This window comes from Xanthomonas cissicola (assembly GCF_008801575.1).
Taxonomy (GTDB): Bacteria; Pseudomonadota; Gammaproteobacteria; order Xanthomonadales; family Xanthomonadaceae; genus Xanthomonas; species Xanthomonas cissicola.
The window spans coordinates 77032-103522 of record NZ_VZPL01000012.1 but is presented as its reverse complement, the minus strand read 5'-3'; the positions used below and the strand labels follow the sequence as shown (position 1 = coordinate 103522).

The following is a 26491-nucleotide window of genomic DNA, read 5'->3' as shown; positions in this document are numbered from 1 at the left end:
CGGCCTGGCCAAAAACACCGCACACGTGCTGACCTTGTTTGCGCTCTCCAATCTGTGGATGAAGCGAAAGCAGTTGCTGCCGGCTATGGGGAGCGTGCGCCTGTAAACCAGGAAATTCCCACGGAAAGCGCCAGAAATGGCGAAATTCCAAAGATTCAAACGCCACTCTTCGGAACGACGCGACATCCCGCACTCTCAGGCCTCGTTATTCAGACCTTCCCTAGGTGTCACTGCGTGACACGTGCGCAAGGGTCTTCGCCCCTTGAACCCCAAGCGCCCAGGGCGCTTGCGAAAATCCAAAGCCGAGGCATAAACCAAGCAAACCCACTGCTTCGGAGTCGCCGCCTCATGGCCATCTACCACGCCCAAGTCAAAACATTCAGCCGTGCCAAGGGGCATTCCTCGATTGCCGCTGCCGCCTACCGCGCCGGCCTGCTGCTGGAGGACGCGCTCACCGGCCTGCGCCACGACTACCGCCGGCGGGACGGCGTGGTCGAAACGCGCTGCATCGCCCCCGAAGGTGCCCCCGACTGGGCTCTGGTCCCCGCTGAGCTCTGGCCGGCCGCAGAAGCCGCCGAGCGTCGCAAAGATTCGACGGTTGCGCGCGAGTTCGAGTTTGCCTTGCCCCATGAACTCGATGACCTCCAGCGGTCTGACTTGGCCGTCGAAGTCACCCGCGCGCTCGTCGGACGTTATGGCTTTGCGGCCCAGGCCAGCATCCACAGCCCCGGCTCCAAGCATGGGCTGAACTGGCACGTCCATGTCCTGGCAACGACGCGGCGCATGGGACCAGACGGTCTCACGGACAAAACCAAGGAACTGGACGGCGGGCCTTCGGGACGTGTTGAAGTGCAATGGGTGCGCGAACTCATCGCCTCCACCATCAACGCCCACCTCGAAAAGGCGGCGCTCGAGATTCGCGTGGACCATCGCAGCCTGGCCGCCCAGGCGGACGACGCGCTGGCGCGCGGCGACCTGGCCGCGGCGGCAGTGCTGTCCCGCGAGCCCACCAAGCACGTCGGCAAGAACGGGACGGCGCTGGCTCGACGGGGTCAGCCGTCTGAGCGTTTGGACGCAAACCGTCGAATCGAAGAAATCAATGAGGAGACCTTCCAAAAACTCATCGCCGTGTTCGAGCAGGAGGGGCGCGTCATGCCGGTGTCCGACGGTCACAGCCAGGCCCAGGCCGAGCGCGAGGTCCGCCGACCTTCTGACGTGCTGTCCTTGCCGCTCAGACGCGGGGCAGGGCACATCGAGGTGTCTCGCAGCATGGCGACCATTGCCCGAGGGCTCGGACTGATGGAGGCCGAGGCGGCCACGCCGTCGCGCGCGCCACGTTCGATCGCCGAACTTGCGGAGGAGGCCAGCGACGAATGGGGAGTGGCTGTTCAAGCGGATCCCCGCTCGGCTCAAACGCTCCAAGCAACCCTGGCCTTGATGCATTGGATCAGGGAGCGCGTGACTGCCTTCGCCGAGGAGGCCCGGCTCCGTCCCGACCTCAACGAGCTACTGCGGCGGTTGCGGCGCTTCAAGGCAACGGCCATGAAGTTCGCCCGGCGGCTACTGGCGGTGCGCCGAGCCGAGAAGCTGCACCACATGGCCGAGAACGCGTGGCACGACTTCCTGGCGAACAATCCCGAGCCCGGAGTGGCGTGGATGCAGGGGGACTGGGCGCAGCGGCGTGGCCGCCGACTCAGCACGCTTGAAAGCCGGACCACAGAACTGGCCGATGCAAGGGCCAGGGTGACCCCGGAGGAACAAGCGCTCTGCGAGAAAGACGCGTCAGCCAGCGCGGCGCACCTTGAGGTGTGGAGCCGGGACATGCTCCAGCGCTATCCCCTCCAGCTCGACATGGCGGCCAAACCGGATGAGCAGCGCCCAAGCCCTGCCATTTCCGCTCCTCCTGAGCCTGCCCATGTTCCCAAGCCGCCGCGCTTCCACTGAAACCAAAGAGCCCCGCAGTGCGGGGCTCAATCGTTATCGCGCTCTCTGGCTCAGTGCAGGGTCGGGCGCTTCTTGCTGCGGACTGGGTCCAGGTGTGCGTCCTTGTTCTTCCGGCCCGCTCGCCATTCCTCCAGTGACGGAAGCTCCCGAACGATGACGGCTTCCCGTGTGCGCACCGGTTGGAAGGGATGCGGAGGGGCATGCTCCAAGGATTGGGCGGCGTTGCCTCCCTCAGGTGGCTTCTTCCGGCTGTAGACGATCAGTTCGCCGGCGGAAGCCCATGCGTTGCAGACATTGCGTTGGCGCACCAGCGGCTCGTCAGAAAGGGTTTGGCTCATCAGCCCGGCGAGCAGATGGCTGGCGATTTCGAGTTGTTGGGGATGGGTGGTCATGAAAACTCCTGCGTGTGGGGAAGTCCTCATCCAACCAAGAATCGCCGTTTCCGCAAGAGCTCGCTTCGCGCGCGATTTCACAAATTTGAATGCGGGCAAGGGTCTCATGCTAGGTATGCGCTTTAATCATATTTGCAGCTGAATGTCTCGACCCATGCCCGGCATGTGCCGACCCTGCTTCGGCGCAGTGACGCGTTCGGGATCGGGGTTGCCGTTCTTTCGGGGTGTTTGGTTTCCAATAACCCGGACTCAGCACATGAGCCTTGAGTCGCCGGCGCCCGCTTAGCTATGATCGGGCATCACGCGGGGTATCACGAAAGGTATCATTTTGGATCACCCGCCCCGGGGATAAGCTAGGAAAATCAATTGGTTGGCGTGCAAGGATTCTGTTCCCATCGCCCGCTCCACATCTGGCACGTCTTCTGGCCGAGCGCGTCGCTCCCCAGTTCACTTTCGATTGCATGCAACCGGTGATCAAGTGATCGGATGCGCCGCGATTGCGCATCACTCTGAGCCGCAGCGCGTTGAAATCCAACATCGGGCGCTCGGTGTTGGCAGCGCACCGCGCTGTACATGACGCATCGTGCTCAGTGAGCAGTGCAATGGACATGCTGAAGAAATCTGCGCCGGCACCAGTTCGGTCATTGCTTCGGCTGAATATTCTCCAGCGAATTTTCGCGTGCCATCAATAGCGACAGAGTGCGCTTATCTGCATGCACGCCATCCAACACAGTGCGTGCTCGCCCCGCGCATGGAAGACATCTGAAGCCCGCACAAAGAACGAAGAAAAAGGATAGGCATCGCGGATGGATTGGCATACAGTGCCCGCCGCTACGCTGGCAGTGGTTGCTGGCGCAGATGTCAGGTTCGATGGAACGCTTGACCAGGCCGACCGGCTGTAGTGGCAACAAGGCAAGACTCGCGGAGCGCAGTCTGCCGATTGGAAAGGAAGTGGCTGTTGAGGTTGTTGAAACGCTGGATGTTGTTGCTGGTGGTTTTGGTTTTACCTGTAAGTGCTGCAGAGCTGGTCGGTCGTGCGACGGTGACCGATGGTGACACCATCACCGTTGCCCATCAGCGCATCCGCCTGTGGGGCATCGATACGCCGGAGAGCGCACAACAGTGCAGCGCACACGATGGCAACGCCTGGCCGTGCGGCCGCCGCGCTGCAGCGGCATTGGATGGCTATCTGCTGGACAAGACCGTGCGCTGCCAGCCAAAAGATACCGATCGTTATGGCCGCACGGTCGCCGAATGCTTCGTGCAGGGGCAGTCCGTCAATGCCTGGATGGTGCGCTCTGGCTGGGCGGTCGCCTATCGTCAATACGCTACCGCGTTCGAGGTAGACGAGCGCCTCGCGCAGCAGCAGCGCCGCAATCTCTGGCAGGGCGCGTTTCAGATGCCGGCAGACTACCGCCGCGACAAGAAGGCGCGGACAGCAACCACGCGCCAGGTTGCAGCATCGGCGCCAATCAACTGCAGGATCAAGGGCAATATCTCCAGTGACGGCAAGAAGATCTTTCATATGCCGGGCCAGCGCGATTATGCAAAGACGCGCATCTCGCCGGCGAAGGGCGAGCGCTTCTTCTGTTCGGTGAATGAAGCGGCCGCTGCGGGGTGGAGACCGGCGCGGCGGTGATGGCGCTGCGGCGCACCGAGGCCCGCCGGCCTCCCGGCTTCTGAATTTTCTTGCGCAGAGTCGGGGAGATCCCGATTGAGCCGGCTCTAGCGCCGCCGCATAGTGCAGGCATGACCACCCATTCCCAACTCGTCGGCGCGCTGATCAAGGGGATGCGCCGTGCCGAGTCTGCGTGGGTGGCGTCGATCGCCTACGGCGCCGGGCTGGCAAGGCACGTGCGCACCGGCCATGTCACGCCGGACAATGCGGGCAAGGTCCTGGACATGTTCGCGCTCGATCCCGAACAGATCCGCGAACTCGGGCTGATTGGCGTGGAGGAGCTGGGCGAGGCGGTCTACCACGCCTGGTCGATCAATGCCGGCGAATTGGATCGGGTGGTGCAGTGGTTTCGCACGCCGCGGGTGGAATTCGTCGGCAAGCACTGCAGCGAACTGATCCGCGCCGGGCGAATCGGCCCGGTCCTGACCATGGCCCGCGAGCACGCCCTGCTGCGCCATCGCTGAGCGCCAGCAGACCCGCACGGGCCCGGGCGCTTTACGCTGGGCGGCCCAGCGGCAATACTCGTTGACCCGCCCATACCTCATGTTTTGCCAATGCGCCAGGATTCGCCCGCTTCACCCACCGCCGCCGCCCGGGCTCAACTGCTGGAAGAGCTGCGCAAGCTTGAGCAGGAAGAAGCGCAGCTGAAATACGCCCAGACGCTGGAAGCCTTCGACCAGGTGATCGAGGTGCTTACCCAGTTCGGCAACCGTTTCAATGCCAAGCAAAAATCCCAGATCGCCTCGCTGGCGATGACCGGCAAGACCAAGGGGCCGCTGTCTTCCACCGGCGAAGTGGTCGCCAAGTACTGGATTCCGCATTCCGGCGAAACCTGGTCCGGCCGTGGTCGTACGCCGCGCGCCTTCAAGGCCTGGGAAGGCACCAGCTCTTATAAAGAGTGGAAAGCCAATCATCCGGACAAGCGCTTCCCGCTGTATCCGGGTTGAGTCACCCCACAAGGGATGTCGAAGGCCCGCAATGGGCAAGGCGTTGCTTTTGGCCTTCGATCTTTTGGTGAATGTCTGGCGCACAGCGCCCTGCTTTGCGCGTGTTATTCCAAGACACTTGGCTGATTTCGGTGGTCTGCGGAGCCATGCCGGACTTTTGATGATCTGGCAGCGATAGATGTTGTGGTGTTTGCACGCTTCAAGTCCGGTTGGCCGCAGATTTTTTGGTGGCATCTGCTGGCTTTTGGCCGTGCAATGAACGCTCGAGTGCCGCAAGCCGCGTGTCTTCAAACCACACATTCAATTCCCGATTTCAAGCAAAACCCACGCGCTCAATCATTGCGAGAAAGCATTCGCCGTTCCCGCGCAAATCCCAGCGATGGATGCTGACCTACTGATTCCTGGTCCAGGGAGCAGGCAATGAGGACGTGGCCCAACGTGAGAGGTCGCACAGACTCGCTGGGGTGTTGCCATCGGCACCATTACCCTGGCCACGCGCAACCCGCGTAGCGCACGCAAGACCCCTCCGTCATTCCATCGTCGGAAACAAAAACGCTTGCTGCCTCTCCGATGCCGGTAGGCAGCAAGCATCGCTCCTGAGTGTGCGTTGCTGGGACGGCTTTACTGGTCGCTCTTGCACTCGAAGACCGAGACGCTGCGCGGCGGGGCCAGGAATTCGCTGGCACCGGCCGGCATCATGTCCACTTCCAGCGCTTCGTCGGTGGAGAGCACCAGCTTCCAGTGCACCGGCTCATCGGAGGAGGGCAGGGTGAAGGTCACGCCCTCGTGATAAGCATTGAGGACGATGAGCAAGGTGTCGTCATTGGCCAGTTCCTTGACCCCCGAGGTCTGCGCCTTGCCTTCCAGCAGCAGGCCCACCGAACGTGCGGCGGGGTCGGTCCAATGCGCATCGTCCATTTCGATGCCGCCCGGATTGAGCCAGGTGAGATCGCGCAGACCGGCTTCTTCGTTGTATTGGCCGTTGAGAAAGCGGCCCCGCGACAGGATCGGGTATCGCTTGCGCAGACGGGTCAGTGATTTCACGAACTCGGTCAGGCGGCCGTCGGTGGGATCGTTTTCCCAATCCAGCCAGGTGATCTCGTTGTCCTGGCAATAGGTATTGTTGTTGCCTCCCTGGGTCTGCGCGCGCTCGTCGCCGCTGAGCATCATCGGCGTGCCTTGCGATAGCAGCAGCGTGGCAAGCAGGTTCTTCATCTGCCGCTCGCGGATCTGCAACACCTCGGCGTTATCGGTGTCGCCTTCTTCGCCGTAGTTGCATGAGCCATCGTTGGACGAACCGTCGCGATTGTCCTCGCCGTTATCGATGTTGTGCTTTTCGTTGTAGCTGACCAGATCGCGCAGGGTGAAGCCATCGTGTGCGGTGATGAAGTTCACCGATGCCCACGGGCGCCGGCCGCGGCGATCGAACAGATCGGCCGAACCGGTGAAGCGGGTCGCAAATTCCGCCAGCTTGCCGTCTTCGCCTTTCCAGAACTCGCGCGCATTGTCGCGGAACTTGTCGTTCCACTCCGACCAACCCGGCGGGAAGTGACCCACCTGATAACCACCCGGGCCGCAGTCCCACGGCTCGGCGATCAGCTTGACCTCCGACAGCAGCGGGTCCTGGTTGCAGGCATCCAGGAAGCCGCCACGTTGATCGAAGCCGCTCGGCTCGCGGCCAAGAATGGTGGCCAGATCGAAGCGGAAGCCATCCACATGCATCTCGCCGGCCCAGTAGCGCAGCGAATCGTTGACGAACTGGATCACCCGCGAATTGCTCAGATTCAGCGTATTTCCGGTGCCGGTATCGTTGATGTAGTAGCGCTTGTCGTCGGCCAGGCGGTAATAGCTGGCGTTGTCGATGCCCTTGAACGACAAGGTTGGCCCCAGCTCGCTGCCTTCGGCGGTGTGGTTGTAGACCACGTCCAGAATCACTTCCAGCCCCTGCTTGTGCATGGCCTTGACCATGTCGCGGAATTCATCGCGATGGCCGCTGGACAGGTAACGCGACTTCAGCGCAAAAAAGCCGATGGTGTTGTAGCCCCAGTAATTACGTAGCCCCTTGTCGAGCAGATGCTGGTCGTCCAGGTAGGCGTGTACCGGCAACAGCTCCACCGCAGTGATGCCCAGGTCCTTGATGTACTGGAGTACCTGCGGCTGGGCCAGGCCGGCGAAGGTGCCGCGCACTGCCTCGGGTACCTGCGGATTGCGCATCGTGTAGCCGCGCACATGGGTTTCGTAGATGACCGTCTCATTCCACGGCTTGAGCAGGCGCGTGTCGTCTCCCCAGTCGTAGGTGTCTTCGACCACCACGCACTTGGGCATGAAGGGTGCGCTATCGCGCTCGTCGAAGCTCAGGTCGCCATCGGGATGACCCACGGTGTAGCCGTAGAGCTCGTCGGACCAGATCAGGTCGCCATCCAGCTCGCGCGCATACGGGTCCAGCAACAGCTTGTTGTGATTGAAGCGATGACCTTCGGTCGGCGCATAGGGACCATGTACGCGATAGCCATAGCGCTGGCCCGGCTTGGCATCGGGAAGATACCCGTGCCAGATTTCGTTGGTGTACTCCGGCAGGTCGACGCGGGTTTCGTTGCCCTGTTCGTCGAACAGGCACAGCTCGACACGCGTGGCATGCGCGGAAAACAGCGCGAAGTTGGTGCCCTTGCCGTCGAAGACGGCACCGCGTGGGAACGGGCGCCCCTGACGGATGCGGGAGGGATTGGCATAGGCCGCGCTTGCTGGACGTCGCATGGAGAGTCTCGGATGCGCCGGCACGCCGGCATTGAGGGGCCTCAAGCATTGCGTCTACAGCTGTGCAAAACGCGTTACGGCAACAGGGGTGTGGCGTGAGGGCGGCCGTCGGAACCGTTGACGTGGCGTGCCCTCGCAACGTCCCGTCGGCGCGCACGCGCGCCACAGTGCGGCCATGCGCAAGCAATCGGGCAAGGCCACCGACGGGTTGCGATCTGGATAAGGCACGCGCGAAGTGCGTTGCGCGACACGCGTCTGCGTTGCTTGAGCGACGCGCCAATGCCCTGCTAGCATCGATCCGGTTGAGGCCGTGCAGCCACAGCGTTGTTGGACTTGTCGCGGTACTTCGCTCTTTCATTCTCGGGGCCGTCGCAGTCGGCCTGATCGCAGCGTACATCGCGGGCCTGCCGCGAACGCGCAATCGGCCTGCACTGTACGGACTTGGGTCACTTCGTCATCAGACTCTGCCCATGTCCAAGCCGCGCCGCGTACCCGCCGCGATGAAAATCGCCATCCTTTCCCGCAACAGCAAGCTGTATTCGACCCGGCGGCTGATCGAAGCCGGACGCAAGCGTGGTCATACCGTGCGCATCCTCGACCCGTTGCGCTGCTACATGCGCATCGCCGCCGACGGCTTCAGCCTGCACTACAAGGGCAAGCCGATCACCGGCTTCGATGCGGTGATCCCGCGCATCGGCGCCTCGGTCACCCGCTATGCCACCGCAGTGCTGCGCCAGCTCGAGTTCATGGGCACCTACACGCCCAACCCGTCGGACGCCATCCTGCGCTCGCGCGACAAACTGCGCGCGCACCAATTGTTGGCCGCGCAGGGCATCGACATGCCGGTCACCGTCTTCGGCGACAACCCCGACGACACCCAGGACCTGCTCTCCATGCTCGGCCCGCCGCCGCATGTGGTGAAGTTGAACGAGGGGGCGCAAGGCGCCGGGGTGATCCTGACCGAAAAGGCCAGCGCTTCGCGCGGGGTGGTCGAAGCGCTGCGCGGGCTGTACGCCAACTTCATCGTGCAGGAGTTCATCGGTGAAGCCGAAGGGGCCGACCTGCGCTGCTTCGTGGTCGGCGACAAGGTCGTCGCAGCAATGCGCCGCCAGGCGGCCGAAGGCGATTTCCGGTCCAATCTGCACCTGGGTGGCACTGCAGCCGTGACCGAGGCAACCGAGCAGGAGCAGGAGGTGGCGGTGCGCTCGGCACGCGCCTTGGGCCTGACAGTGGCAGGGGTCGACCTGATCCGGTCAAAACGCGGCCCACTGGTGCTGGAGGTCAACTCCACCCCAGGTTTGGAAGGCGTGGAAGGCGTGTGCGGCGTGGATGTGGCCGCGGCGATTGTCCAGCACCTGGAGCAGTCCGTCCGCCGATCGGCCGGCTAACGGCTTTATCAAAAAATTAACGAAAATCTAATTACGGCCTCGCTAGCCTCTCCCGACCGTAGCTCCGCTCTCGGCAGTGACGGTGATCGGGATGAACTTTTGGCCCAAGTGCGGTGTCGCACTTGGGCCTTTTTATGGACGGCTTGCCGCTGTAGGGGTTCGCGTCTACATTCGCCAATGTTAAATCGGTCGGGCAAGGAGGCGTCGCATGGCAAAACGGTGGAGTGTTACGGGACTGCTGCTCGCGACGGGCCTGATGAGCGGTCATGCATTGGCGGTGGTGCTCGATCTGGACAAGCCGTTCAAGCCTCAGGCGGCGCAGGTCCGCACCGACCTTGCCGACGGCGAGAAGTACTCCGAGATCAGTCAGGATGAGCGCGCTAAGGTGAACGCTGCGCTGGATCGGATCGAAGCAGCATTCCAGACGCAGCCAGATATCCAGGCACTGCAGCCAGAGCAATTGGCAGCGGTTCGCAACGATCAGGAGCTCGTCACCCGAATTTTGACCAAGGCACGCGAAGATAGCCGGCTGATTTGTCGGCGCGAGCGCGCGACTGGGTCGCAGATGAGTACGAAACAGTGCATGACGGCTGCCCAGCGGCGCCGTCAGACCACGGTGAGTCAAGACGAAATTTCTCGGCGCCAGCGCTAAAAACAGCTTAACGAACGAGGTTCCAGTGCGAATTCTAGTAATTGAAGACAACAGCGATATCGCCGCAAATCTCGGCGATTACCTCGAAGACCGGGGTCATACGGTGGACTTCGCCGCCGACGGGGTGACTGGCCTCCACCTTGCCGTGGTGCACGAGTTCGACGCCATCGTGCTCGACCTCAACCTGCCTGGCATGGATGGCATCGAAGTCTGCCGCAAGCTGCGTAACGAGGCGCGCAAGCAGACCCCGGTGTTGATGCTGACCGCGCGCGACTCGCTGGACAACAAGCTGGCCGGCTTCGACTCCGGCGCCGACGACTATCTGATCAAGCCGTTCGCGCTGCAGGAAGTGGAGGTACGCCTCAACGCGCTGTCGCGTCGCGGCAAGGGTGTGCACACCCGCGTGCTGGAAACCGGCGATCTGGAATACAACCTGGATACGCTGGAAGTGCGTCGCCGCGGCAAGCTGCTGCAACTCAACCCGACTGCGCTGAAGATCCTGCAGGCGCTGATGGAAGCCTCGCCGGCGGTGGTCACGCGCCAGGAACTGGAAACCCGCGTGTGGGGCGAAGAACTGCCCGATTCGGATTCGTTGCGCGTGCATATCCACGGCCTGCGCGCCGTGGTCGACAAGCCGTTCGATGTGCCGATGATCCAGACCCGCCACGGCATCGGCTACCGCATCGCCTCGCCCGATGCCTGAAAGTACGAGCGAGACGCGGCCGGCGCGCAGGCGCGGCCGCTATCGGCGGCGCCTGCGCAGCCGCATCATTCTGTCGTTCGTGTTGTTGGGCTTCTGCCTGACAACGCTGTTCGCCTTCGCCACCAACTGGGCGCGCTCGCGCGTGGAAAACCAGTTGGTGGAAGACGTGATGAACCGCAACATCGACGCCTTCGCGCAACGCTTTTACTCCGATCCGATGCGCAATCCCGATCTGCCCCTGCAGCAGATGCGCGGGCGCGTGGTCAAAAGCGACAAGTTCGAAGCGCTGCGCCGCGAACAACCGGAGTGGTATCAGCTGCCCGACGGCATCCACACCATCACCGGCGTTGACGAAAGCGGCAATACCTATTCGTACAAGCTGGCGGTGCGCAAAACGCCGAGCGAATGGTTCTTCCTCGCCTACGACATGACCCAGGCGTTGAAGGGCGAAATCCAGCTCAAGCGCACCCTGATCTTGTCGGTATTGGTGTTCAGCGGGTTTTCGCTGCTGATCGGCTGGTGGTCTGCGTCCAAGGTGATGCGCCCGGTCTCCGATCTGGCTGCGCGCCTGCGGGCCTATCGTGGCGGCACCAGCCAACCCAAACCGCTGGCGGCGCATTTTCCGGACGACGAAGTCGGCCAGCTGGCCGAAGCGCTGGACGACTACTCGGCGCGTCTGACCGAAGTGGTGCAGCGCGACCGCGAATTCAACGCCGACGTGAGCCACGAACTGCGCACGCCGCTGGCGGTGATCCGCGGCGCTACCGAGCTGCTGCTGACCAAACCGAACCTGGACGAAAAGGTGTTGCAGCGGCTGCAACGCATCCAGCGCGCCGAGCAGCAATGCAGCGATTTGATCGGTTCGTTGCTGTTGCTCTCGCGCAACGAGCGCGGGCAGGGCAATAGCAACGTCGCCAAGGTAGCCGAACAACTGATCGACTCGCACCGCGCGCAGCTCGGTGGAAAACCTCTGGAGCTCTTGCTGGAAGGCGTGCGTGACCTGGTCATCGATGCCCCGGAATCGGCCCTGTCGGTCGCGCTCGGCAACCTGATCGGCAACGCCGTCAAATACACCCAGGATGGCCAGGTGCGCGTGCGCGTGCTGGGCGATGCAGTGGAAGTGATCGATTCGGGCCCCGGCCTGAGCGAAGAAGACGCCGCCAAACTGTTCCAGCGCGGCTACCGCGGGACCCACGCCGGCCACTCGCAAGGCGGCGGCATCGGCTTGTCGATCGTCAGTCGTCTTTGTGATCTGTACGGCTGGCGGGTCAGCGTACGGCCAGGGCAGGAGCGGGGCGTGATTGCGACATTGGCGTTTCATCGCTAGGTCGGCATTGCGACCTGTCATGTTTTGTGCTCCCGTCGGTGGGTGCGCGGAATTACAGGAAGGACGCGCTAATTCGTACGCTGGCGATAGCGCGCGTCGAGCTCGTGCGCCGCTCGAATCAGATGTGCCGGCTGGCCATCGTTGACCACGACATCGTCCGCCAGCGCAAGACGCTGCTCGCGGGACGCCTGCGCAGCGATCATCTGATCCGCCAATTCCGGCGTGCTTCCATCGCGGCGCATCAATCTTGCATGTTGCAGTTCGACTGGCGCATCGATCACCAGCACGCGATTTAACCAGGGATAGGCTGCGCGGCCACCCGCCTCGGTGAGCAAAGGGATCGCGACGATGGCATAAGGACCTTCAGCCGCCTGTGCCGCGCGCTGCAACTCTGCACGGATAGCCGGATGCGTAATTGCTTCGAGCGCTTTGCGTTGCGTCAGATCTGCGAAAACAATTTTGCGCAGCGCGGAGCGGTCCAGCGTGCCATCCGGCAGCAGGATGCCTGGTCCAAAGTAGTCGATGATGCAATCGAGAACAGGACCCGGCATGACGACCTGCCGCGCAATCACATCGGCATCGATCACCGGTACACCCAGCTTCTCGAACTCCGCTGCCAGCGCGCTCTTGCCTGACGCGATGCCGCCCGTAAGGCCGACGATGAAATCGCTCATCGTCGTGCCAGGGTCAACGCAGGCCTGCGAAGTGCAGGTAGCCGTCCACCAGGTCGTTGCCCCAGAAGAACACCACCCAGCCGGCAATGGCCAGGTAGGGGCCAAACGGGATGGGGGTGGCGCGGTCGCGGCCCTTGGCGACCAGCCAGATCGAGCCGAGGATGGCGCCGACGAGCGAGGAGATCAGGATGATGGGCAGGATGCCTTTCAGGCCGCACCAGGCACCGAGCGCGGCCAGCAGCTTGAAGTCGCCATGGCCCATGCCTTCCTTGCCGGTGAGCTGCTTGAACAACCACCACACCGTCCATAGCGACACATAGCCGACCGCCGCGCCCAGCAGGGCAGGCTTGGCCGGCATGTACAGGTTGTCCATCGACCCGACCAGACCCAACCACATCAGCGGCAGAGTCAACTGGTCGGGCAGCAGCTTGTGCCGTAGGTCGATGCCCGACATCGCCACAAGAAAGCAGCTCAGCACGATCGCGCCGAAGCCCTGCCAGCCAAAGCCGAAGCGCCACACGCTGGCGACGCACAGGATCGAGGTAAGCAACTCGACCAATGGATACTGAATCGAGATCGGCTTGCCGCTGTAGCGCGACTTGCCGCGCAGCATGACCCAGCTCAGGACCGGAATGTTTTCCCACCACTTGAGCTTGTCGCCTGTCACCGGGTCGTGCGAGGGCTCCACCACGATCCCGGGCGGCGGCGGCTCGTAGATATCCGGCAGTTCCAAAATCTCGCGCGCATCCCTCCGCCATTGCCACTCCATACGCTTGGGCAAGCGCAGGATCACCACGTTCAGGAAGCTGCCGATCAGCAGTCCCAGTCCGGCCGCGGCAGGAAAGCCGAGACCGGGATGCTGGTCGAGAAATGCCATGCTTCTTTATACCACCGAGCCAAGTTTGAAAATTGGGAGATACATGCCGATCACCATACCGCCAACAATTGTACCGATGAATACCATGATCAACGGCTCCAACAGGCTGCTCAGCGCGTCCACGGCGTTATTCACTTCCTGCTCAAAATACTCGGCTACTTTAAATAGCATGGCATCAAGAGCGCCCGCTTCCTCGCCAATGGATGTCATTTGAACCACCATATGCGGAAACAGGTTTACTTGCTTCATAGCCATGTTCACGGGGTATCCCACAGAGACGTCGTCGCGCATCCGCAGTACAGCTTCCTCATAGACCTTGTTGCCAGTCGCGCCGGCAACAATGCTTAGGGCTTCTACAAGGGGTACGCCAGCTTTAAATGTGACCGCCGTGGTTCGGGCAAATCGAGCAATGGAGCTGTTGTGCATAATTTGCCCGATCACTGGAAACTTCAAGACAAGCCTGTCCATTCCATGGCGCATGCGCGGCGAGCGTTTGTAGGCAAAGATGAAACCGGCTATCGCTGCGACACTCACTAGTAGCATGAACCACCAATAAGACACCATGAAACGAGATGCTGCTACAATCATTTGCGTAAAAGCGGGAAGCTCTGCTCCAAATCCCTTGAACACATCTTCAAATTGAGGGACCACGAAAACTAGGAGGATGCCGCTGACAATAATTGCGACGGCCATTACCATGGCGGGATAAAATAGGGCTTTTTTGATTTTGCCTTTAAGGGCTTCGATATTTTCTTTATAGTTCGCAACTGTATCTAGAACAGTTTCCAATACGCCAGCGCCTTCGCCCGCGCGAACCAGGTTTCGATACAAGTCGTCAAACTGGACTGGATGTCGAGAAATAGCTTCGTAAAGTGAAGAGCCTCCTTCGATATCAGCTCGAATCTGACCAACCATCTTTTTCATGCGAGGGTTTTTGTGCCCCTCACCGATAATTTCAAGTGCGCCAACTATGGGGACTCCGGACTTCATCATCGTTGCCATCTGACGGCTGAAGAATGCGATGTCCTTTGGCGAAATTTTTTTGCCCGCAGCGCCGAAAAGTGGTTTTGGTTTAGTCTTTACAACTGTGGGCGTGATTCCCTGACGACGAAGCTCTGCGCGCAGCATGTTTGCATTGCGGGCCTGCTGCTCCCCTTTCATCTTGACGCCACGCTTGTCTGTGCCTTCCCAGACAAACGGGATCATTTCACTGACGTTTCGGTCTACCGGTTGCTTCTTGATGCTGCTGCGAGCGACTGACATATGCGTTCCCCACGACCATCCCCAGGCCGGTACAAGTCAATGGTAGCCTGTTTGCAGGAGTTCGGCATGCTCTGTGGCGGGTCGACTGCGGACCTTGCTCAGGGCGATAAGTGACCCTTAGCGTCACTTGCGTGAGCTCTTCCCAATTCTGTCATCGTGCGCTTCCACGTAGACCCCGTCTCTGCAAACATAGCTACAGGCCGCACCTATGACGCCGCGACTTGGCACAAAACGTGCTTGCAGCTACAGGCGGTCGCTGTAGATGCGCTTTTACAGGCAACTCCGGTTGTTAACTGAATCATTCAACTCTCTAGGGGATGTAGAAAATGAAGAAGCAAAACGGTTTTACTTTGATCGAACTCATGATCGTGGTCGCGATCATTGCGATCCTGGCTGCCATTGCTCTGCCGGCTTATCAGGACTACCTCGCGCGTTCGCAGGTCTCTGAAGGTCTGTCGCTGGCGTCGGGTGCAAAGACCGCCGTTGCTGAGACCTATGCCAATACTGGTGCATTCCCGGCCAACAACGCAGCTGCTGGCCTTGAGGCTGCTGCAAACATCAAAGGTAAGTACATCACCTCGGTGACCGTTAGCTCTGGCGGCGTCATCACTGCGCTGTTTAATAACTCCAATGCAAAGCTGAGTGGTAAGAACCTTGTCCTGACTCCGACGGACAACAACGGCTCGATCAGCTGGGGTTGCAGCAATGGCACCACCATCGATCAGAAGTATCTGCCTACCTCTTGCCGTACTGCGGCTACCCCGTAATAGGGATGGCTTTAAAAAGCCCCGGCTTGCCGGGGCTTTTTTGATTCAATCGTAGGCTAAGGCCTTTAGGGGGCAAAGTGAAAGCACGTGGATTCACTTTGATTGAGTTGATGATTGTAGTTGCGATCATTGCAATTCTTGCTGCAATTGCATTGCCCGCGTATCAGGATTACCTGGTGAGAGCCCAGGTGGCAGAAGGGTTAAGTCTTGCCTCGGGTGCAAAGGTGGCAGTAGAGGAGTTTCACTGGGCTCAAAGCGTCTCTCCGACATCAAACGCTCAGGCTGGATTGGGTAACGCCGATAGCATTAAAGGTCGATATGTTTCGTCCGTTACGGTTGGCGCGGATGGCGTCATAACTGTCGCGTTCGCTACTAACGGCGCGAACGAGTCTATTCGAGGGTCGCAGTTGCAGCTGGTGCCTGACTGGTCTGGCGCAGGCTCGACAGTGTGGCGATGTGATGGAGCCGGCACGACGCTTCAGGCAAAATATCTACCGAAAGCTTGCAGGTGACGTAGTACACCGGAATATGCTGCGGTTGATTTTATCCGCGCCGTTCAGAAGTTGGGGGTAAGCATGAGCGTTTTATCGACCGCAAATCTCGTTGGAATCACCGGAATTGCCCGCAGGCTGGTGCAGGATGGCGCATTGGAGGAAAGCGCGGCTCGAAGCGCGATGGATCAGGCTGCTCTTGCGAAAGTTCCACTGCCTCAGTGGTTCTCGGAGAAAAAGCTTGTTGCTGCCTCGCAGCTGGCGGCGGCCAATGCAGTCGAGTTCGGCATGCCACTACTGGACGTATCGGCATTCGACGCCAGCCAGAACGCAGTAAAGCTCGTCAGTGAGGAGCTGCTCCAGAAGCACCAGGTGCTGCCGCTGTTCAAGCGCGGCAACCGGTTGTTCGTGGGGGTGAGCAACCCGACCCAGACCCGTGCGCTGGACGACATCAAGTTCCATACGAACCTGGTGGTCGAGGCGATCCTCGTTGACGAGGATCAGATCCGCCGGACGCTCGAACAGTGGCAGGCCAGCAACGCGTCGTTGGGTTCGTCGCTTGGCAACGACGACGAGGAAATGGGGGATCTGGACGTCTCGGCCGGCGACGAGGACATGGGCGCCGGCGGGGATTCCGGGGTCGATGCCAAGGGCGACGACACGCCGGTGGTGAAGTTCGTCAACAAGGTGCTGGTGGATGCGATCAGGCGGGGAGCCTCGGACATCCATTTCGAGCCGTATGAAGACGACTACCGGGTGCGCTTGCGCATCGACGGCTTGTTGAAGAACGTGGCGAAGGCGCCGGTGAAGCTGAACCAGCGCATCGCAGCGCGCTTGAAGGTGATGTCGCAGCTGGATATCGCCGAGAAGCGGGTGCCGCAGGACGGGCGCATCAAGCTCAATCTGTCCAAGACCAAGCAGATCGACTTCCGTGTCAGCACCTTGCCGACCCTGTTCGGTGAAAAAGTGGTGCTGCGTATCCTGGACGGCAGCGCGGCCAAGCTGGGCATCGACAAGCTGGGCTATGAGGCGGACCAGCAGAAGCTGTTCCTGGAGGCGATCCACAAGCCGTACGGGATGGTGCTGGTGACCGGGCCGACCGGCTCGGGCAAGACGGTGTCGTTGTACACCGCGCTGGGCATCCTCAACGACGAGACACGCAATATCTCCACCGCGGAGGACCCGGTTGAAATCCGCTTGCCTGGCGTCAATCAGGTGCAGCAGAACAACAAGCGTGGCATGACCTTTGCCGCAGCGTTGCGCTCGTTCCTACGCCAGGACCCAGACATCATCATGGTCGGCGAAATCCGTGACCTGGAGACGGCCGAGATTGCGATCAAGGCGGCGCAGACCGGTCACATGGTGTTGTCGACGTTGCACACCAACGATGCGCCGCAGACCATCGCACGCTTGATGAACATGGGCATCGCGCCCTACAACATTACCTCGTCGGTGACCTTGGTGATCGCGCAGCGTCTGGCGCGGCGGTTGTGCAACAACTGCAAGCGCAAGTCGACGCTGCCTGACAACGCCTTGCTGGCCGAAGGATTCACGCCCGCACAGCTTGCCGCCGGGATCGAGCTGTATGAGGCGGTCGGTTGCGACGAGTGCACCGAAGGCTACAAGGGGCGTACCGGTATCTACCAGGTCATGCCGATGACCGACGAGATCGGCGCGATCGTGCTGGAGGGCGGCAATGCGATGCAGATTGCCGAGGCCGCGCAGGCGATCGGTATCCGCGATTTGCGGCAGTCGGCCTTGATGAAGGCTGCCCACGGGGTGACCAGCCTGGCCGAGATCAATCGTGTGACGAAGGACTAAGCGCCCTCATCCGCCCTTCGGGCACCTTCTCCCGCAGGCGGGAGAAGAAAGCTGCAACGCGATCTCCCGCAAGCGGGAGAAGAGGGCGGCACGGCGATGCAGATCGCCGAGGCCGCACAGGCGATCGGTATCCGCGATTTGCGGCAGTCGGCGTTGATGAAGGCTGCGCACGGGGTGACCAGCCTGGCCGAGATCAATCGTGTGACGAAGGACTAAGCGCCCTCATCCGCCCTTCGGGCACCTTCTCCCGCACGCGGGAGAAGAAAGCTGCATCGCGATCTCCCGCAAGCGGGAGAAGAAAGCTGCAACGCGATCTCCGGCAAGCGGGAGAAGAGGGCGGCACCGCTAGGCAGATCGCCGAGGCCGCGCAGGCGATCGGTATCCGCGATTTGCGGCAGTCGGCGTTGATGAAGGCTGCGCACGGGGTGACCAGCCTGGCGGAAATCAATCGAGTAACCAAGGACGAAGGGCTGGGAATCGGGGAGTCGGATCAGGGAATCGGAACAGCTTGGTGACCCGGAACAGCTTGGGGACCCATACGTTCCAGGCTGTTTTGTCTGGACAACAGCGTCTAGCATTGCAGCCGACTACCGGGAGCTGACGCATGAGCCAGTCCATCGCAGTGTTTCCCACACAGGCCATCGAGACCGGCAACTGCGCTTTTACGATTCCCGATTCCCCACTCCCGATTTCCTGCTCTGCTACTCCATCCCCAGCTTCTTCAGCTTGTAACGCAGCGCCCGAAACGTGATGCCCAACTGCGCAGCAGTCTTGGTCTTGTTCCAGCGGTTTTCTTCCAGCGCCTTCTGGATCGCGGCGCGTTCCAGTTGCTCGATGTAGGACGGCAGCGCGGCCGAGGCGGGGTCGATGTCGACGACGGCTTCGCGCGGTTCGGCCGCGGCGCCTCCTGGGGGGGCGGCCAACCGGTGGCCGCCGTGCGCGGGCAGGCGCAGGTCGGTGGCGCTGATCTGGTCGTCTTCGGCCAGGGCCAGGGCGCGTTCGAGGATGTTTTCCAGTTCGCGTACGTTGCCTGGGAAGCCGTAGTGATTCAATGCGTCGAGCGCCGACTGGGTCAGCAGCGGAATGGGGCGGCCATGGCTGTGCGCCAGGCGCGCGATGATGGCAGCGGCCAGCTGCGGCAGGTCGCCACCGCGTTCGCGCAGCGGCGGCACACGCAGCTCAATTACGTTGATGCGGTAGTACAGGTCATGCCGAAAGCGGCCGTCGGAGACCAGGTCGCCCAGGTCCTTGTGGGTGGCCGAAAGGATGCGCACATCCACCAGCGATTCGCTGGATGCGCCGACCGGTCGCACCGACTTTTCCTGGATGGCGCGCAGCAGCTTGACCTGCATCTGCAACGGCAATTCGGCCACTTCGTCCAGGAACAAGGTGCCGCCGTGCGCGGCCTGGAACAGGCCGGGCTTGTCGGCATGCGCGCCGGTGAAGCTGCCCTTCTTGTGGCCGAAGAATTCGCTTTCCATCAATTCGGCGGGAATGGCGCCGCAGTTGACCGGCACGAACGGGCCGGCGGCGCGTGCGCCTTGTTCGTGGATGGTGCGTGCGACCAGTTCCTTGCCCACGCCGGATTCGCCGACGATGTAGACCGGCGCCTGGCTGCGCGCAACCTTGCCGATGGTGGCGCGCAGGCTTTCCATGGCACTGGAGTCCCCGAGCAGGCGGCTGGCCTGTTCCGGTGGCGGCGGTGGCGGAGCGGGACGATCGCGATTGTTCAATTCCAGCGCGTGCTTGACCAGGCCGCGCAGCACGCCGATGTCGACCGGCTTGCTGACGAAATCGAAGGCGCCGGCTTTCAGCGCTTCCACGGCCAGGTCCATGCTGCCGAAGGCGGTGATCATCGCCACCGGTGTCTGCGGGTAGTGTTTTGCGATTTCGGTGACCAGTTCGATGCCGTTGCCGTCCGGCAACCGCATGTCGGTCAGGCACAGATCGTAGGGGTTGTTGGCCAGCAACTCGCGCGCCTCGGCCAGGTTCGCCGCGGTGCTGATGCGCAAGCCCATGCGGCCCAGGGTGAGAACAAGCAACTCGCGGATATCACGCTCGTCATCGACAACCAGGGCGCTTTTGGGTTCGTTCATGGGACGCACGATAGCCCAGCGTGATGATGGTCGACAATTGTCGAGCAGGTGGCGGCCCAACGATTCACCTGCTGCGCGGGCGCGTCACTGCGGCTTTCAGCGCGTTTGCAAGCTGCCGATGCCAGTCGGCGATGGCTGTCGATGCGCTGCGTTGCCAAACGCATCTGCCTACGAAAGCCTTGCTTGCGTAAGCCCGCAAGACCTGCAGGCCAGGTACCGCATGGCGTTTGCGTCTTCGCCAATGCGATGTTCTGCGATCGAACAAGTCGCTGCTCTGCTGGGTATCGCCACATCAGGCATCCCGCTCAGCCGACAGCGGAGCACTCACTTGCCGAGCAATCCGTTGGGGCCTTGCAACGAAATCCGGAAGCACGCGCCGCCGCCCGGGACCGAGACGTAGTCCAGTTGCGCCTGGTTGGCGCGGCAGAGTTCCTGGGCGATGTACAGGCCCAGGCCGGTGCCGTGCTCGGAGGTGGTGTAGAACGGGCGGAACAGTTGTGCCGCCACGGCGTCGGGGATGCCTGGGCCGCGGTCGATCACGTCGATCACTGCCTTGCGCTCGAGGCGTTCGACGTGCAGCTTGACGCGTGCCGGTTCGTCCATCACCCGGCCGTACTTGAGTGCGTTGTGCACCAGCGCGGTGAGGATCTGATGCAGGTGCTTGGGGTCGACCAACGCATGCACGGAGCTCCCCTGGATGCTGGCCTCCAGGATGTCGGTTTCCATCGACAAGGTCTGGCGGTATTCGACCACGAAGCGGCGCACGAATGCGGCCAGGTCCAGATTGTCCGGGGTGGCGCGTTCCCGGCGCGCCAGCGCGAGGACGCTCTCGACGATGCCGTTGGTGCGCTGGCATTGCTGGTGGATGATCTGCAGCAGGCGGCGGTCGGCATCGCCGATGTCCGGCGATTCTTCCAGCAACTGCGAGGCGTAGCTGATTGCGGCCAGCGGGTTGCGGATCTCGTGCGCCAGGCTGGCCGAAAAGCGCCCCATGGCCGACAGGGTCAGCGATTCGGCACGTCGCGACACCACCGTGGCGTCGTCCAGGAACACCAGTGCCAGGTCGCTGTCGGCGAGCAGGCGCACGAAGCGCGGTTGCACTTCCGGGCGGTCGGCGCCGAGTTGCAGCGGCGCCTCTTCCTCGCGCCAGCCGCTACGCCAGCGCTGCAGCCGGCGCGCCAGTTCCGGGGTGAGCGCCACCAGCGACAGGTCGGTGGACGGGGTGCGTTGGTCGCCATCGCCCAGCAAGCTCAGCGCCGCTTCGTTGGCCAACGAGATATGGTTGTGGGTATCCACCACAAGCACGCCGGTGCGCATGCGCCGGATGATCAGCTCGTTGATCTCGTACAGATTGGCGACCTGGGCGCCGCGTTCTTCGGCCAGCATCTGGTTGCGACGGGCGCGGGCGGCGATTTGTTCGCAGATGAAGGCCACCGCGACGTAGCTGGTGGCAAACATCGCAAGTTCGGCCACCGGGCGGGTGGCGCCGCCGCCTTCGAGCAGGGTCCACAGGTATTCCAGCAGGATGGCGGCGCTGGCGAGTACCGCGATGCTCATGCCGTAGCGCAGTCGCAGCAGGATGGAGGCGGCCGCCACGTTGAACAGCAGCATCATCGCAATGCCGGCGCTGGCGCCGGGCAGGGCGTGCGTGGCCAGGGTGGCGGCAAGGATGTCGGCCACTACCGCGCACAGCACGGTGGGGGTAAGGCGACGTTCGCCGCGGCCCCAGAACAGCAGCGGGATCGCCATGCACAGGTAGCCGATCGCCACGCCGGCGGCCAGGCGGGGGTAGCGCGGCTCGGGGATGGCGTCGGACAAGGGGCTGAACACCAGCGCGGCGATCAGGCCGGCCACCAGTACCCGGTACAGCGAGAAAAAGTACAGCTCGCGCTGCGGCGCGGACTGGATCCGGGCGATGAGCGATGCGATGGATGCCAAGCCGATTCCCCGCTGGAGCGAGCCGCGAGTATAGGCAGGTGCGCGGTCTGCGCAGCGCCTGCGCACAGAGTCGGCCTGCGCGCAAGCACTGCGATCGGGCAGCCAATCCCGGGCAATTTTGCGCCGCACGGCGCGGTCGGCCACAATAGGCGGCCCGTTCGCGTCCCATGACGTGCCGCCCCGGCGGTCTGCGTTGCACGCAGCGGTCGTTTCCTTTTCCCACGGTGACGCATGAATTTCCACGAATACCAGTCAAAACAGCTGCTTGCCGAGTACGGCATCCCCGTTCCGGCCGGCAAGGTCGCGGCGACCCCGGACGAAGCGGTTGAAGTCGCCAATTCCCTGGGCAATGGCCCCTGGATGGTGAAAGCGCAGATCCACGCGGGCGGCCGCGGTAAGGCTGGCGGCGTCAAGTTCTGCAAGACCACCGACGATGTGAAGGCCGCAGCCGCCAAGATGCTCGGCACCAAGATGTCCACCTACCAGACCGCCGGCGTCGAGCTGCCGATCAACCTGGTGCTGGTCACCACCGCCGGTGAGATCGTCAAGGAGCTGTACCTGTCGATCCTGGTCGACCGCGGTACCAAGACCATCACCTACATCGCCTCCAGCGAGGGTGGCGTGGAGATCGAGCAGGTGGCGGCCGAAACCCCGGAGCTGATCCACGCGCTCAATGTCGATTTCGTCGAAGGCGTGCAGGGCTACCACGGCCGCGATTTCGGCTTCAAGCTCGGCCTGAACGCCAAGCAGGCCGGACAGTTCGCCAGCATCATGGTGAACCTGTACAAGCTGTTCAACGAAAAGGACCTGGCGCTGGTTGAAATCAACCCGCTGGCGATCCTGGACGACGGCAACCTGTACGCGCTGGACGGCAAGTTCGACAGCGACGACAACGCCGCGTTCCGTCAGAAGCAGCTGATCGCCATGCGCGACAAGACGCAGGAAGACGAAACCGAAGTGACCGCTTCGGAGCTGGACATCAACTACGTCACCATGGACGGCAACATCGGGTGCATGGTCAACGGCGCAGGCCTCGCCATGGCCACCATGGACGTCATCAAGCTCAATGGCGGCGAGCCGGCGAACTTCCTGGACGTGGGCGGCGGCGCGAACAAGCAGCGCGTCATCGAAGCGTTCAAGCTGATCCTGTCCTCGGACAAGGTCGAAGGCATCTTCGTCAACATCTTCGGCGGCATCGTCCGCTGCGACATGATCGCCGAAGGCATCATCGCCGCAGTCAAGGAAGTGGGCGTCAAGGTTCCGGTCGTGGTGCGCCTGGAAGGCACCAACGTGGAAGAAGGCAAGCAGCTGCTGCGCGACAGCGGCATGGCCATCATCCCGGCCGACAACATCAACGACGGTGCGAAGAAAGTCGTTGAAGCTGTCAAGAACGCCGCCTGATCCACGCCACCGAAGGAACTATCCATGTCCGTTTTGATTAACAAGAACACCAAGGTGATCGTGCAGGGCTTTACCGGCCAGCAGGGCACCTTCCACGCCACTCAGATGGTCGAGTACGGCACCCAGGTCGTCGGCGGCGTGACGCCCGGCAAGGGCGGCACCACCCACATCAATCTGCCGGTGTTCAACACCGTCGCCGATGCGGTCGAGGCCACCGGCGCCGACGCCTCGGTGATCTACGTGCCGCCGCCGTATGCGGCCGATGCGATCCTGGAAGCGGCTGCGGCCGGCATCAAGGTCATCGTGTGCATCACCGAAGGCATTCCGGTGCTGGACATGCTGCGCGTCAAGAACGTGCTGACCCGTTCGCATCCGGACACCGTGCTGATCGGGCCGAACTGCCCCGGCGTGATCACCCCGGGCGAGTGCAAGATCGGCATCATGCCGGGCCACATCCACAAGCCGGGCAAGATCGGCATCGTCTCGCGTTCGGGCACGCTGACCTATGAAGCGGTCAAGCAGACCACCGAAGTGGGCCTGGGCCAGAGCACCTGCATCGGCATCGGTGGCGACCCGATCAACGGCCTGAACTTCGTCGACTGCCTCAAGCTGTTCAATGAAGACCCGCAGACCGAAGGCATCATCATGGTCGGCGAAATCGGTGGCGACGCCGAGGAAGCCGGTGCCGAGTACATCAAGAACCACGTCAAGAAGCCGGTCGTCGGCTTCATCGCCGGTGCTTCGGCGCCGGCCGGCAAGCGCATGGGCCATGCTGGTGCGATCGCATCCGGCGGCAAGGGCACGGCCGAAGGCAAGTTCGCGGCGATGGAAGCTGCTGGCGTCAAAACCGTCCGTTCGCCGGGCGATCTGGGTGCGGCGATCGCTGCGCTGGTGAAGTAAGCACGCCCCACGCGCAAGTGTGTGAGCGTCAGAAAGGCCGCCTTCGGGCGGCCTTTCTTGTTGTTGGGGCGTGGCAGCTTGCCCTCATCCGCCCTTCGGGCACCTTCTCCCGCAGGCGGGAGAAGGGAGTGGCGAGCGCAGGTGTGAGTGTTGTGGTGATAGGAGCTACGACTGTGCAGCATCAGCAGAAGCAGAAGCAGAAGCAGAAGTAGCAGTAGCAGTAGCAGTAGTAGCAGTAGCAGTAGCAGTAGCAGTAGCAGAAGGTTAGACGCAGACCGATCCACCGACTGCCTTCGCCCTGGATTTCCCCTCTCCCGCGTGCGGGAGAGGGGCAGGGGTGAGGGCGCTTTCCTTACACCCGCCAACGGCCGCAGCCGATAGCGAGCAGTGGCGCTCTACACCAAGCTGTGAGCTCTCCAGACCTGGGAGCTTCCGATGCGCACCGGTGAAAAGATCCGCTTTGCAAAAACCTTGCGGCGCGAGATGACCGCTGCCGAGCGTTTGCTTTGGTACCGCCTGCGTGATCGGCGTCTGTTGGGATTCAAGTTCCGCAGGCAGTGTCCGGTCGGCCCGTATGTCGCCGATTTCGCCTGCCTGGAACGTGCGCTCATCGTAGAACTTGACGGCAGCCAACATCTGGATGCGCCCTCCGATGCCGCGCGCGAGCCCTTCCTGCACCGAAAAGGCTTCCAGTTGCTGCGCTTCTGGAATAATGAAGTGCTGGTGCGCACCGATGCTGTCTGCGACGCGATTGCGCAACGGCTGTGCGTTGCCCGCTTCTCTCTTCCTCCTTCCGGCGTTCGGTAGGAATCTGCAAAAGGCTGCCGATATGTCCCAGACCCTCCGCATCGCCATGGCCCAGTTCGACTTCCCGGTCGGCGGCGTGACGCAGAACACCGATCGCATCATCGACTACATCGCAGCGGCGCGCGACGAGTTCGAGGCCGACATCGTGCTGTTTCCCGAGTTGGCGATCAGCGGGTATCCACCGGAAGACTTGCTGTTAAGGCCGGGATTCCTCGCTCATTGCGAACAGGCGCTGGCACGGATTGCGGCGGCCACGCGCGGCATCGTGGCAGTGGTCGGCTGGCCGCAAAGCGCGGGCAGCGTGGTCTACAACGCCGCCAGCGTGTTGCGCGACGGGCGGATCGAAGCCACCTACCGCAAGCGCGAATTGCCCAACTATGCGGTGTTCGACGAGCGTCGTTATTTCGACGTGGACCCGGATGGCGAGAACTGCGTGGTCACGGTCAAGGGCGTGCGGGTGGGCGTGGTGATCTGCGAAGACCTCTGGTTCGCCGAGCCGTTGGCCAACACGGTACGGGCGGGCGCGGAGTTGGTGCTGGTGCCTAACGCCTCGCCCTACGAGCGCGGCAAGCATGCGCAACGCGATGCATTGCTGGCCGAACGCACCCGCGAGAGCGGGGCGGCGATTGCCTATCTCAACGTCGTGGGGGGGCAGGATGCACTGGTGTTCGATGGCGCCTCGGTGGTGGCCGATGGCGACGGCACCGTGCATCCGGCCGCTGCAGCCTTCGTGGACCAGTGGCTGGTGGTGGACTACGCGGCCGGCGAGCGCAGCTTCACTCCGGTGGTGTGGGTGGATGACGGCGACGAGAGCATGGACGCGCTGGCCTGGCGCGCGGTGGTGCGCGGGCTGCAGGACTATTGCCGCAAGAACGGCTTCAGCAAGGTCTGGCTGGGCTTGTCCGGCGGCATCGACTCGGCACTGGTATTGGCGATGGCGGTGGATGCGCTGGGCGGCGACAACGTGACCGCCGTGCGGTTGCCGTCGCGCTACACCGCCAATCTGTCCAACGACCTGGCCGACGAGCAATGTCGCGCGCTGGACGTGAAGCTGGAGACCATCGCGATCGAGCCGGCTTTCGAAGGCCTGCTCGGCGCGCTGGGGCCGATGTTCGAAGGCACACAGCCGGACATCACCGAAGAAAACCTGCAGTCGCGCAGCCGTGGCGTGATCCTGATGGCGCTGTCGAACAAGTTCGGCGGACTGGTGCTGACCACCGGTAACAAGAGCGAATACGCAGTGGGTTACGCCACCATCTATGGCGACATGTGCGGTGGCTATGCGCCGCTCAAGGACCTGTACAAGACAGAGGTGTTCGGCCTGGCCAAATGGCGCAACACCGTCGGCGGTGCGCCGGTGATTCCGCCGGCGGTGATCTCGCGCCCGCCGTCGGCCGAGTTGCGCGACAACCAGACCGACCAGGATTCGCTGCCGCCGTACGATGTGCTCGACGGCATCCTGTATCGCTACGTCGATCAGGAGCAGTCGCGCGACGACATCGTTGCGGCAGGCTATGCGGCCGATACCGTCGAGCATGTGCTGCGCCTGGTACGGCTCAACGAGTGGAAGCGCCATCAGTCCGCGCCCGGGCCCAAGGTGTCGCGGCGTGCATTCGGTCGCGAACGGCGCTATCCGATCACCAACGGATATCGCGGGCAGTAGTGCGAACG

At 62.3% G+C, this 26491-nt stretch carries 23 protein-coding genes and 1 pseudogene; 17 read left to right on the top strand and 7 right to left on the bottom strand.

Going from position 1 to position 26491, the window contains the following annotated elements; all coding sequences use genetic code 11:
- Positions 1-106, top strand: a pseudogene (locus F7R02_RS07710) (IS5/IS1182 family transposase); the annotation flags it as partial.
- A 242-nt stretch (positions 107-348) separates the two neighbouring features.
- Positions 349-1944 (top strand): MobA/MobL family protein, encoded by a 1596-nt coding sequence (locus F7R02_RS07705; RefSeq protein ID WP_078590294.1) that lies wholly within the window; start codon positions 349-351, stop codon positions 1942-1944.
- Between the two features lie 50 nt (positions 1945-1994).
- Here the strand turns inward: F7R02_RS07705 and F7R02_RS07700 are convergent, their stop codons facing one another.
- Entirely contained in the window at positions 1995-2336 is a 342-nt protein-coding gene (locus tag F7R02_RS07700) for a hypothetical protein (RefSeq protein WP_078590293.1), read from the bottom strand.
- Between the two features lie 979 nt (positions 2337-3315).
- Here F7R02_RS07700 and F7R02_RS07695 point away from each other — a divergent pair.
- From F7R02_RS07695 to F7R02_RS07685, 3 genes are all read left to right on the top strand, one after another.
- Positions 3316-3975, top strand: a complete 660-nt coding sequence (locus F7R02_RS07695) for a thermonuclease family protein (protein WP_078590292.1) — start codon at positions 3316-3318, stop codon at positions 3973-3975.
- 110 nt (positions 3976-4085) lie between these two features.
- Entirely contained in the window at positions 4086-4478 is a 393-nt protein-coding gene (locus tag F7R02_RS07690; RefSeq protein WP_008576845.1) for a hypothetical protein, read from the top strand.
- A gap of 90 nt (positions 4479-4568) precedes the next feature.
- Complete coding sequence (locus tag F7R02_RS07685) at positions 4569-4961, top strand: H-NS histone family protein (RefSeq protein WP_008576847.1); 393 nt, start codon at positions 4569-4571, stop codon at positions 4959-4961.
- A 621-nt stretch (positions 4962-5582) separates the two neighbouring features.
- Here the strand turns inward: F7R02_RS07685 and glgX are convergent.
- Complete coding sequence (glgX, locus tag F7R02_RS07675; RefSeq protein ID WP_078590290.1) at positions 5583-7715, bottom strand: glycogen debranching protein GlgX; 2133 nt, start codon at positions 7713-7715, stop codon at positions 5583-5585.
- 500 nt (positions 7716-8215) lie between these two features.
- Here glgX and rimK point away from each other — a divergent pair, with 500 nt between their 5' ends.
- The 4 genes from rimK to F7R02_RS07655 all read left to right on the top strand — a co-directional run bounded on the left by rimK (position 8216) and on the right by F7R02_RS07655 (position 11785).
- Positions 8216-9103: a 30S ribosomal protein S6--L-glutamate ligase gene (gene rimK, locus F7R02_RS07670; RefSeq protein ID WP_011348348.1), complete on the top strand. Its 888-nt coding sequence runs from the start codon at positions 8216-8218 to the stop codon at positions 9101-9103.
- Positions 9104-9311: 208 nt separating this feature from the next.
- On the top strand, positions 9312-9755 hold the full coding sequence (locus tag F7R02_RS07665) for a hypothetical protein (protein WP_008576857.1): 444 nt from the start codon (positions 9312-9314) through the stop codon (positions 9753-9755).
- A 25-nt stretch (positions 9756-9780) separates the two neighbouring features.
- On the top strand, positions 9781-10458 hold the full coding sequence (locus tag F7R02_RS07660) for a response regulator transcription factor (protein ID WP_003490678.1): 678 nt from the start codon (positions 9781-9783) through the stop codon (positions 10456-10458).
- Positions 10451-11785 carry a sensor histidine kinase gene (locus F7R02_RS07655; RefSeq protein ID WP_167520988.1) on the top strand — a complete coding sequence of 445 codons (1335 nt, stop codon included), beginning with the start codon at positions 10451-10453 and terminating at the stop codon, positions 11783-11785. The genes F7R02_RS07660 and F7R02_RS07655 overlap by 8 nt, the downstream gene beginning before the upstream one ends.
- A gap of 68 nt (positions 11786-11853) precedes the next feature.
- Here F7R02_RS07655 and coaE read toward each other — a convergent pair whose 3' ends face one another.
- Genes coaE through F7R02_RS07640 form a run of 3 tightly spaced genes read right to left on the bottom strand, consistent with a single transcriptional unit; the run spans position 11854 to position 14599 of the window.
- Positions 11854-12459: a dephospho-CoA kinase gene (gene coaE, locus F7R02_RS07650; protein ID WP_078590289.1), complete on the bottom strand. Its 606-nt coding sequence runs from the start codon at positions 12457-12459 to the stop codon at positions 11854-11856.
- A gap of 13 nt (positions 12460-12472) precedes the next feature.
- Entirely contained in the window at positions 12473-13336 is an 864-nt protein-coding gene (locus F7R02_RS07645; protein WP_008576868.1) for a prepilin peptidase, read from the bottom strand.
- A gap of 6 nt (positions 13337-13342) precedes the next feature.
- On the bottom strand, positions 13343-14599 hold the full coding sequence (locus F7R02_RS07640) for a type II secretion system F family protein (protein WP_078590288.1): 1257 nt from the start codon (positions 14597-14599) through the stop codon (positions 13343-13345).
- Between the two features lie 326 nt (positions 14600-14925).
- On the opposite strand from F7R02_RS07640, the gene F7R02_RS07635 reads away from it, so the two are divergent.
- From F7R02_RS07635 to F7R02_RS26330, 4 genes are all read left to right on the top strand, one after another.
- Positions 14926-15366 carry a pilin gene (locus tag F7R02_RS07635; protein WP_078590287.1) on the top strand — a complete coding sequence of 147 codons (441 nt, stop codon included), beginning with the start codon at positions 14926-14928 and terminating at the stop codon, positions 15364-15366.
- A gap of 77 nt (positions 15367-15443) precedes the next feature.
- On the top strand, positions 15444-15878 hold the full coding sequence (locus F7R02_RS07630) for a pilin (RefSeq protein ID WP_078590286.1): 435 nt from the start codon (positions 15444-15446) through the stop codon (positions 15876-15878).
- A 63-nt stretch (positions 15879-15941) separates the two neighbouring features.
- Positions 15942-17678 carry a type IV-A pilus assembly ATPase PilB gene (gene pilB, locus F7R02_RS07625; RefSeq protein ID WP_022558667.1) on the top strand — a complete coding sequence of 579 codons (1737 nt, stop codon included), beginning with the start codon at positions 15942-15944 and terminating at the stop codon, positions 17676-17678.
- A gap of 96 nt (positions 17679-17774) precedes the next feature.
- Positions 17775-17894 carry a hypothetical protein gene (locus F7R02_RS26330; RefSeq protein ID WP_005915819.1) on the top strand — a complete coding sequence of 40 codons (120 nt, stop codon included), beginning with the start codon at positions 17775-17777 and terminating at the stop codon, positions 17892-17894.
- A gap of 485 nt (positions 17895-18379) precedes the next feature.
- Here F7R02_RS26330 and F7R02_RS07615 read toward each other — a convergent pair whose 3' ends face one another.
- Positions 18380-19834 carry a sigma 54-interacting transcriptional regulator gene (locus F7R02_RS07615; protein ID WP_172397258.1) on the bottom strand — a complete coding sequence of 485 codons (1455 nt, stop codon included), beginning with the start codon at positions 19832-19834 and terminating at the stop codon, positions 18380-18382.
- Between the two features lie 264 nt (positions 19835-20098).
- A complete protein-coding gene (locus tag F7R02_RS07610; protein WP_005921369.1) occupies positions 20099-21712 on the bottom strand; it encodes a sensor histidine kinase in 1614 nt (537 codons plus the stop codon).
- A 231-nt stretch (positions 21713-21943) separates the two neighbouring features.
- On the opposite strand from F7R02_RS07610, the gene sucC reads away from it, so the two are divergent.
- The 4 genes from sucC to F7R02_RS07590 all read left to right on the top strand — a co-directional run bounded on the left by sucC (position 21944) and on the right by F7R02_RS07590 (position 26483).
- Positions 21944-23113, top strand: a complete 1170-nt coding sequence (gene sucC / locus F7R02_RS07605) for an ADP-forming succinate--CoA ligase subunit beta (RefSeq protein WP_003488601.1) — start codon at positions 21944-21946, stop codon at positions 23111-23113.
- 24 nt (positions 23114-23137) lie between these two features.
- Entirely contained in the window at positions 23138-24013 is an 876-nt protein-coding gene (gene sucD, locus F7R02_RS07600) for a succinate--CoA ligase subunit alpha (protein WP_005921370.1), read from the top strand.
- 435 nt (positions 24014-24448) lie between these two features.
- Positions 24449-24820 (top strand): endonuclease domain-containing protein, encoded by a 372-nt coding sequence (locus tag F7R02_RS07595; protein ID WP_078590282.1) that lies wholly within the window; start codon positions 24449-24451, stop codon positions 24818-24820.
- Positions 24821-24842: 22 nt separating this feature from the next.
- Positions 24843-26483, top strand: a complete 1641-nt coding sequence (locus F7R02_RS07590) for an NAD+ synthase (RefSeq protein WP_167520987.1) — start codon at positions 24843-24845, stop codon at positions 26481-26483.
- Positions 26484-26491: the final 8 nt, after the last annotated feature.

Excerpts from the sequence above, each read along its gene's own strand:
- F7R02_RS07705 (WP_078590294.1), top strand. The coding sequence starts at position 349 with ATGGCCATCTACCACGCCCAAGTCAAAACATTCAGCCGTGCCAAGGGG.
- F7R02_RS07700 (WP_078590293.1), bottom strand. The coding sequence starts at position 2,336 with ATGACCACCCATCCCCAACAACTCGAAATCGCCAGCCATCTGCTCGCC.
- F7R02_RS07695 (WP_078590292.1), top strand. The coding sequence starts at position 3,316 with ATGTTGTTGCTGGTGGTTTTGGTTTTACCTGTAAGTGCTGCAGAGCTG.
- F7R02_RS07690 (WP_008576845.1), top strand. The coding sequence starts at position 4,086 with ATGACCACCCATTCCCAACTCGTCGGCGCGCTGATCAAGGGGATGCGC.
- F7R02_RS07685 (WP_008576847.1), top strand. The coding sequence starts at position 4,569 with ATGCGCCAGGATTCGCCCGCTTCACCCACCGCCGCCGCCCGGGCTCAA.
- glgX (WP_078590290.1), bottom strand. The coding sequence starts at position 7,715 with ATGCGACGTCCAGCAAGCGCGGCCTATGCCAATCCCTCCCGCATCCGT.
- rimK (WP_011348348.1), top strand. The coding sequence starts at position 8,216 with ATGAAAATCGCCATCCTTTCCCGCAACAGCAAGCTGTATTCGACCCGG.
- F7R02_RS07665 (WP_008576857.1), top strand. The coding sequence starts at position 9,312 with ATGGCAAAACGGTGGAGTGTTACGGGACTGCTGCTCGCGACGGGCCTG.
- F7R02_RS07655 (WP_167520988.1), top strand. The coding sequence starts at position 10,451 with ATGCCTGAAAGTACGAGCGAGACGCGGCCGGCGCGCAGGCGCGGCCGC.
- coaE (WP_078590289.1), bottom strand. The coding sequence starts at position 12,459 with ATGAGCGATTTCATCGTCGGCCTTACGGGCGGCATCGCGTCAGGCAAG.
- F7R02_RS07645 (WP_008576868.1), bottom strand. The coding sequence starts at position 13,336 with ATGGCATTTCTCGACCAGCATCCCGGTCTCGGCTTTCCTGCCGCGGCC.
- F7R02_RS07640 (WP_078590288.1), bottom strand. The coding sequence starts at position 14,599 with ATGTCAGTCGCTCGCAGCAGCATCAAGAAGCAACCGGTAGACCGAAAC.
- F7R02_RS07635 (WP_078590287.1), top strand. The coding sequence starts at position 14,926 with ATGAAGAAGCAAAACGGTTTTACTTTGATCGAACTCATGATCGTGGTC.
- pilB (WP_022558667.1), top strand. The coding sequence starts at position 15,942 with ATGAGCGTTTTATCGACCGCAAATCTCGTTGGAATCACCGGAATTGCC.
- F7R02_RS26330 (WP_005915819.1), top strand. The coding sequence starts at position 17,775 with ATGCAGATCGCCGAGGCCGCACAGGCGATCGGTATCCGCGATTTGCGG.
- sucC (WP_003488601.1), top strand. The coding sequence starts at position 21,944 with ATGAATTTCCACGAATACCAGTCAAAACAGCTGCTTGCCGAGTACGGC.
- sucD (WP_005921370.1), top strand. The coding sequence starts at position 23,138 with ATGTCCGTTTTGATTAACAAGAACACCAAGGTGATCGTGCAGGGCTTT.
- F7R02_RS07595 (WP_078590282.1), top strand. The coding sequence starts at position 24,449 with ATGCGCACCGGTGAAAAGATCCGCTTTGCAAAAACCTTGCGGCGCGAG.
- F7R02_RS07590 (WP_167520987.1), top strand. The coding sequence starts at position 24,843 with ATGTCCCAGACCCTCCGCATCGCCATGGCCCAGTTCGACTTCCCGGTC.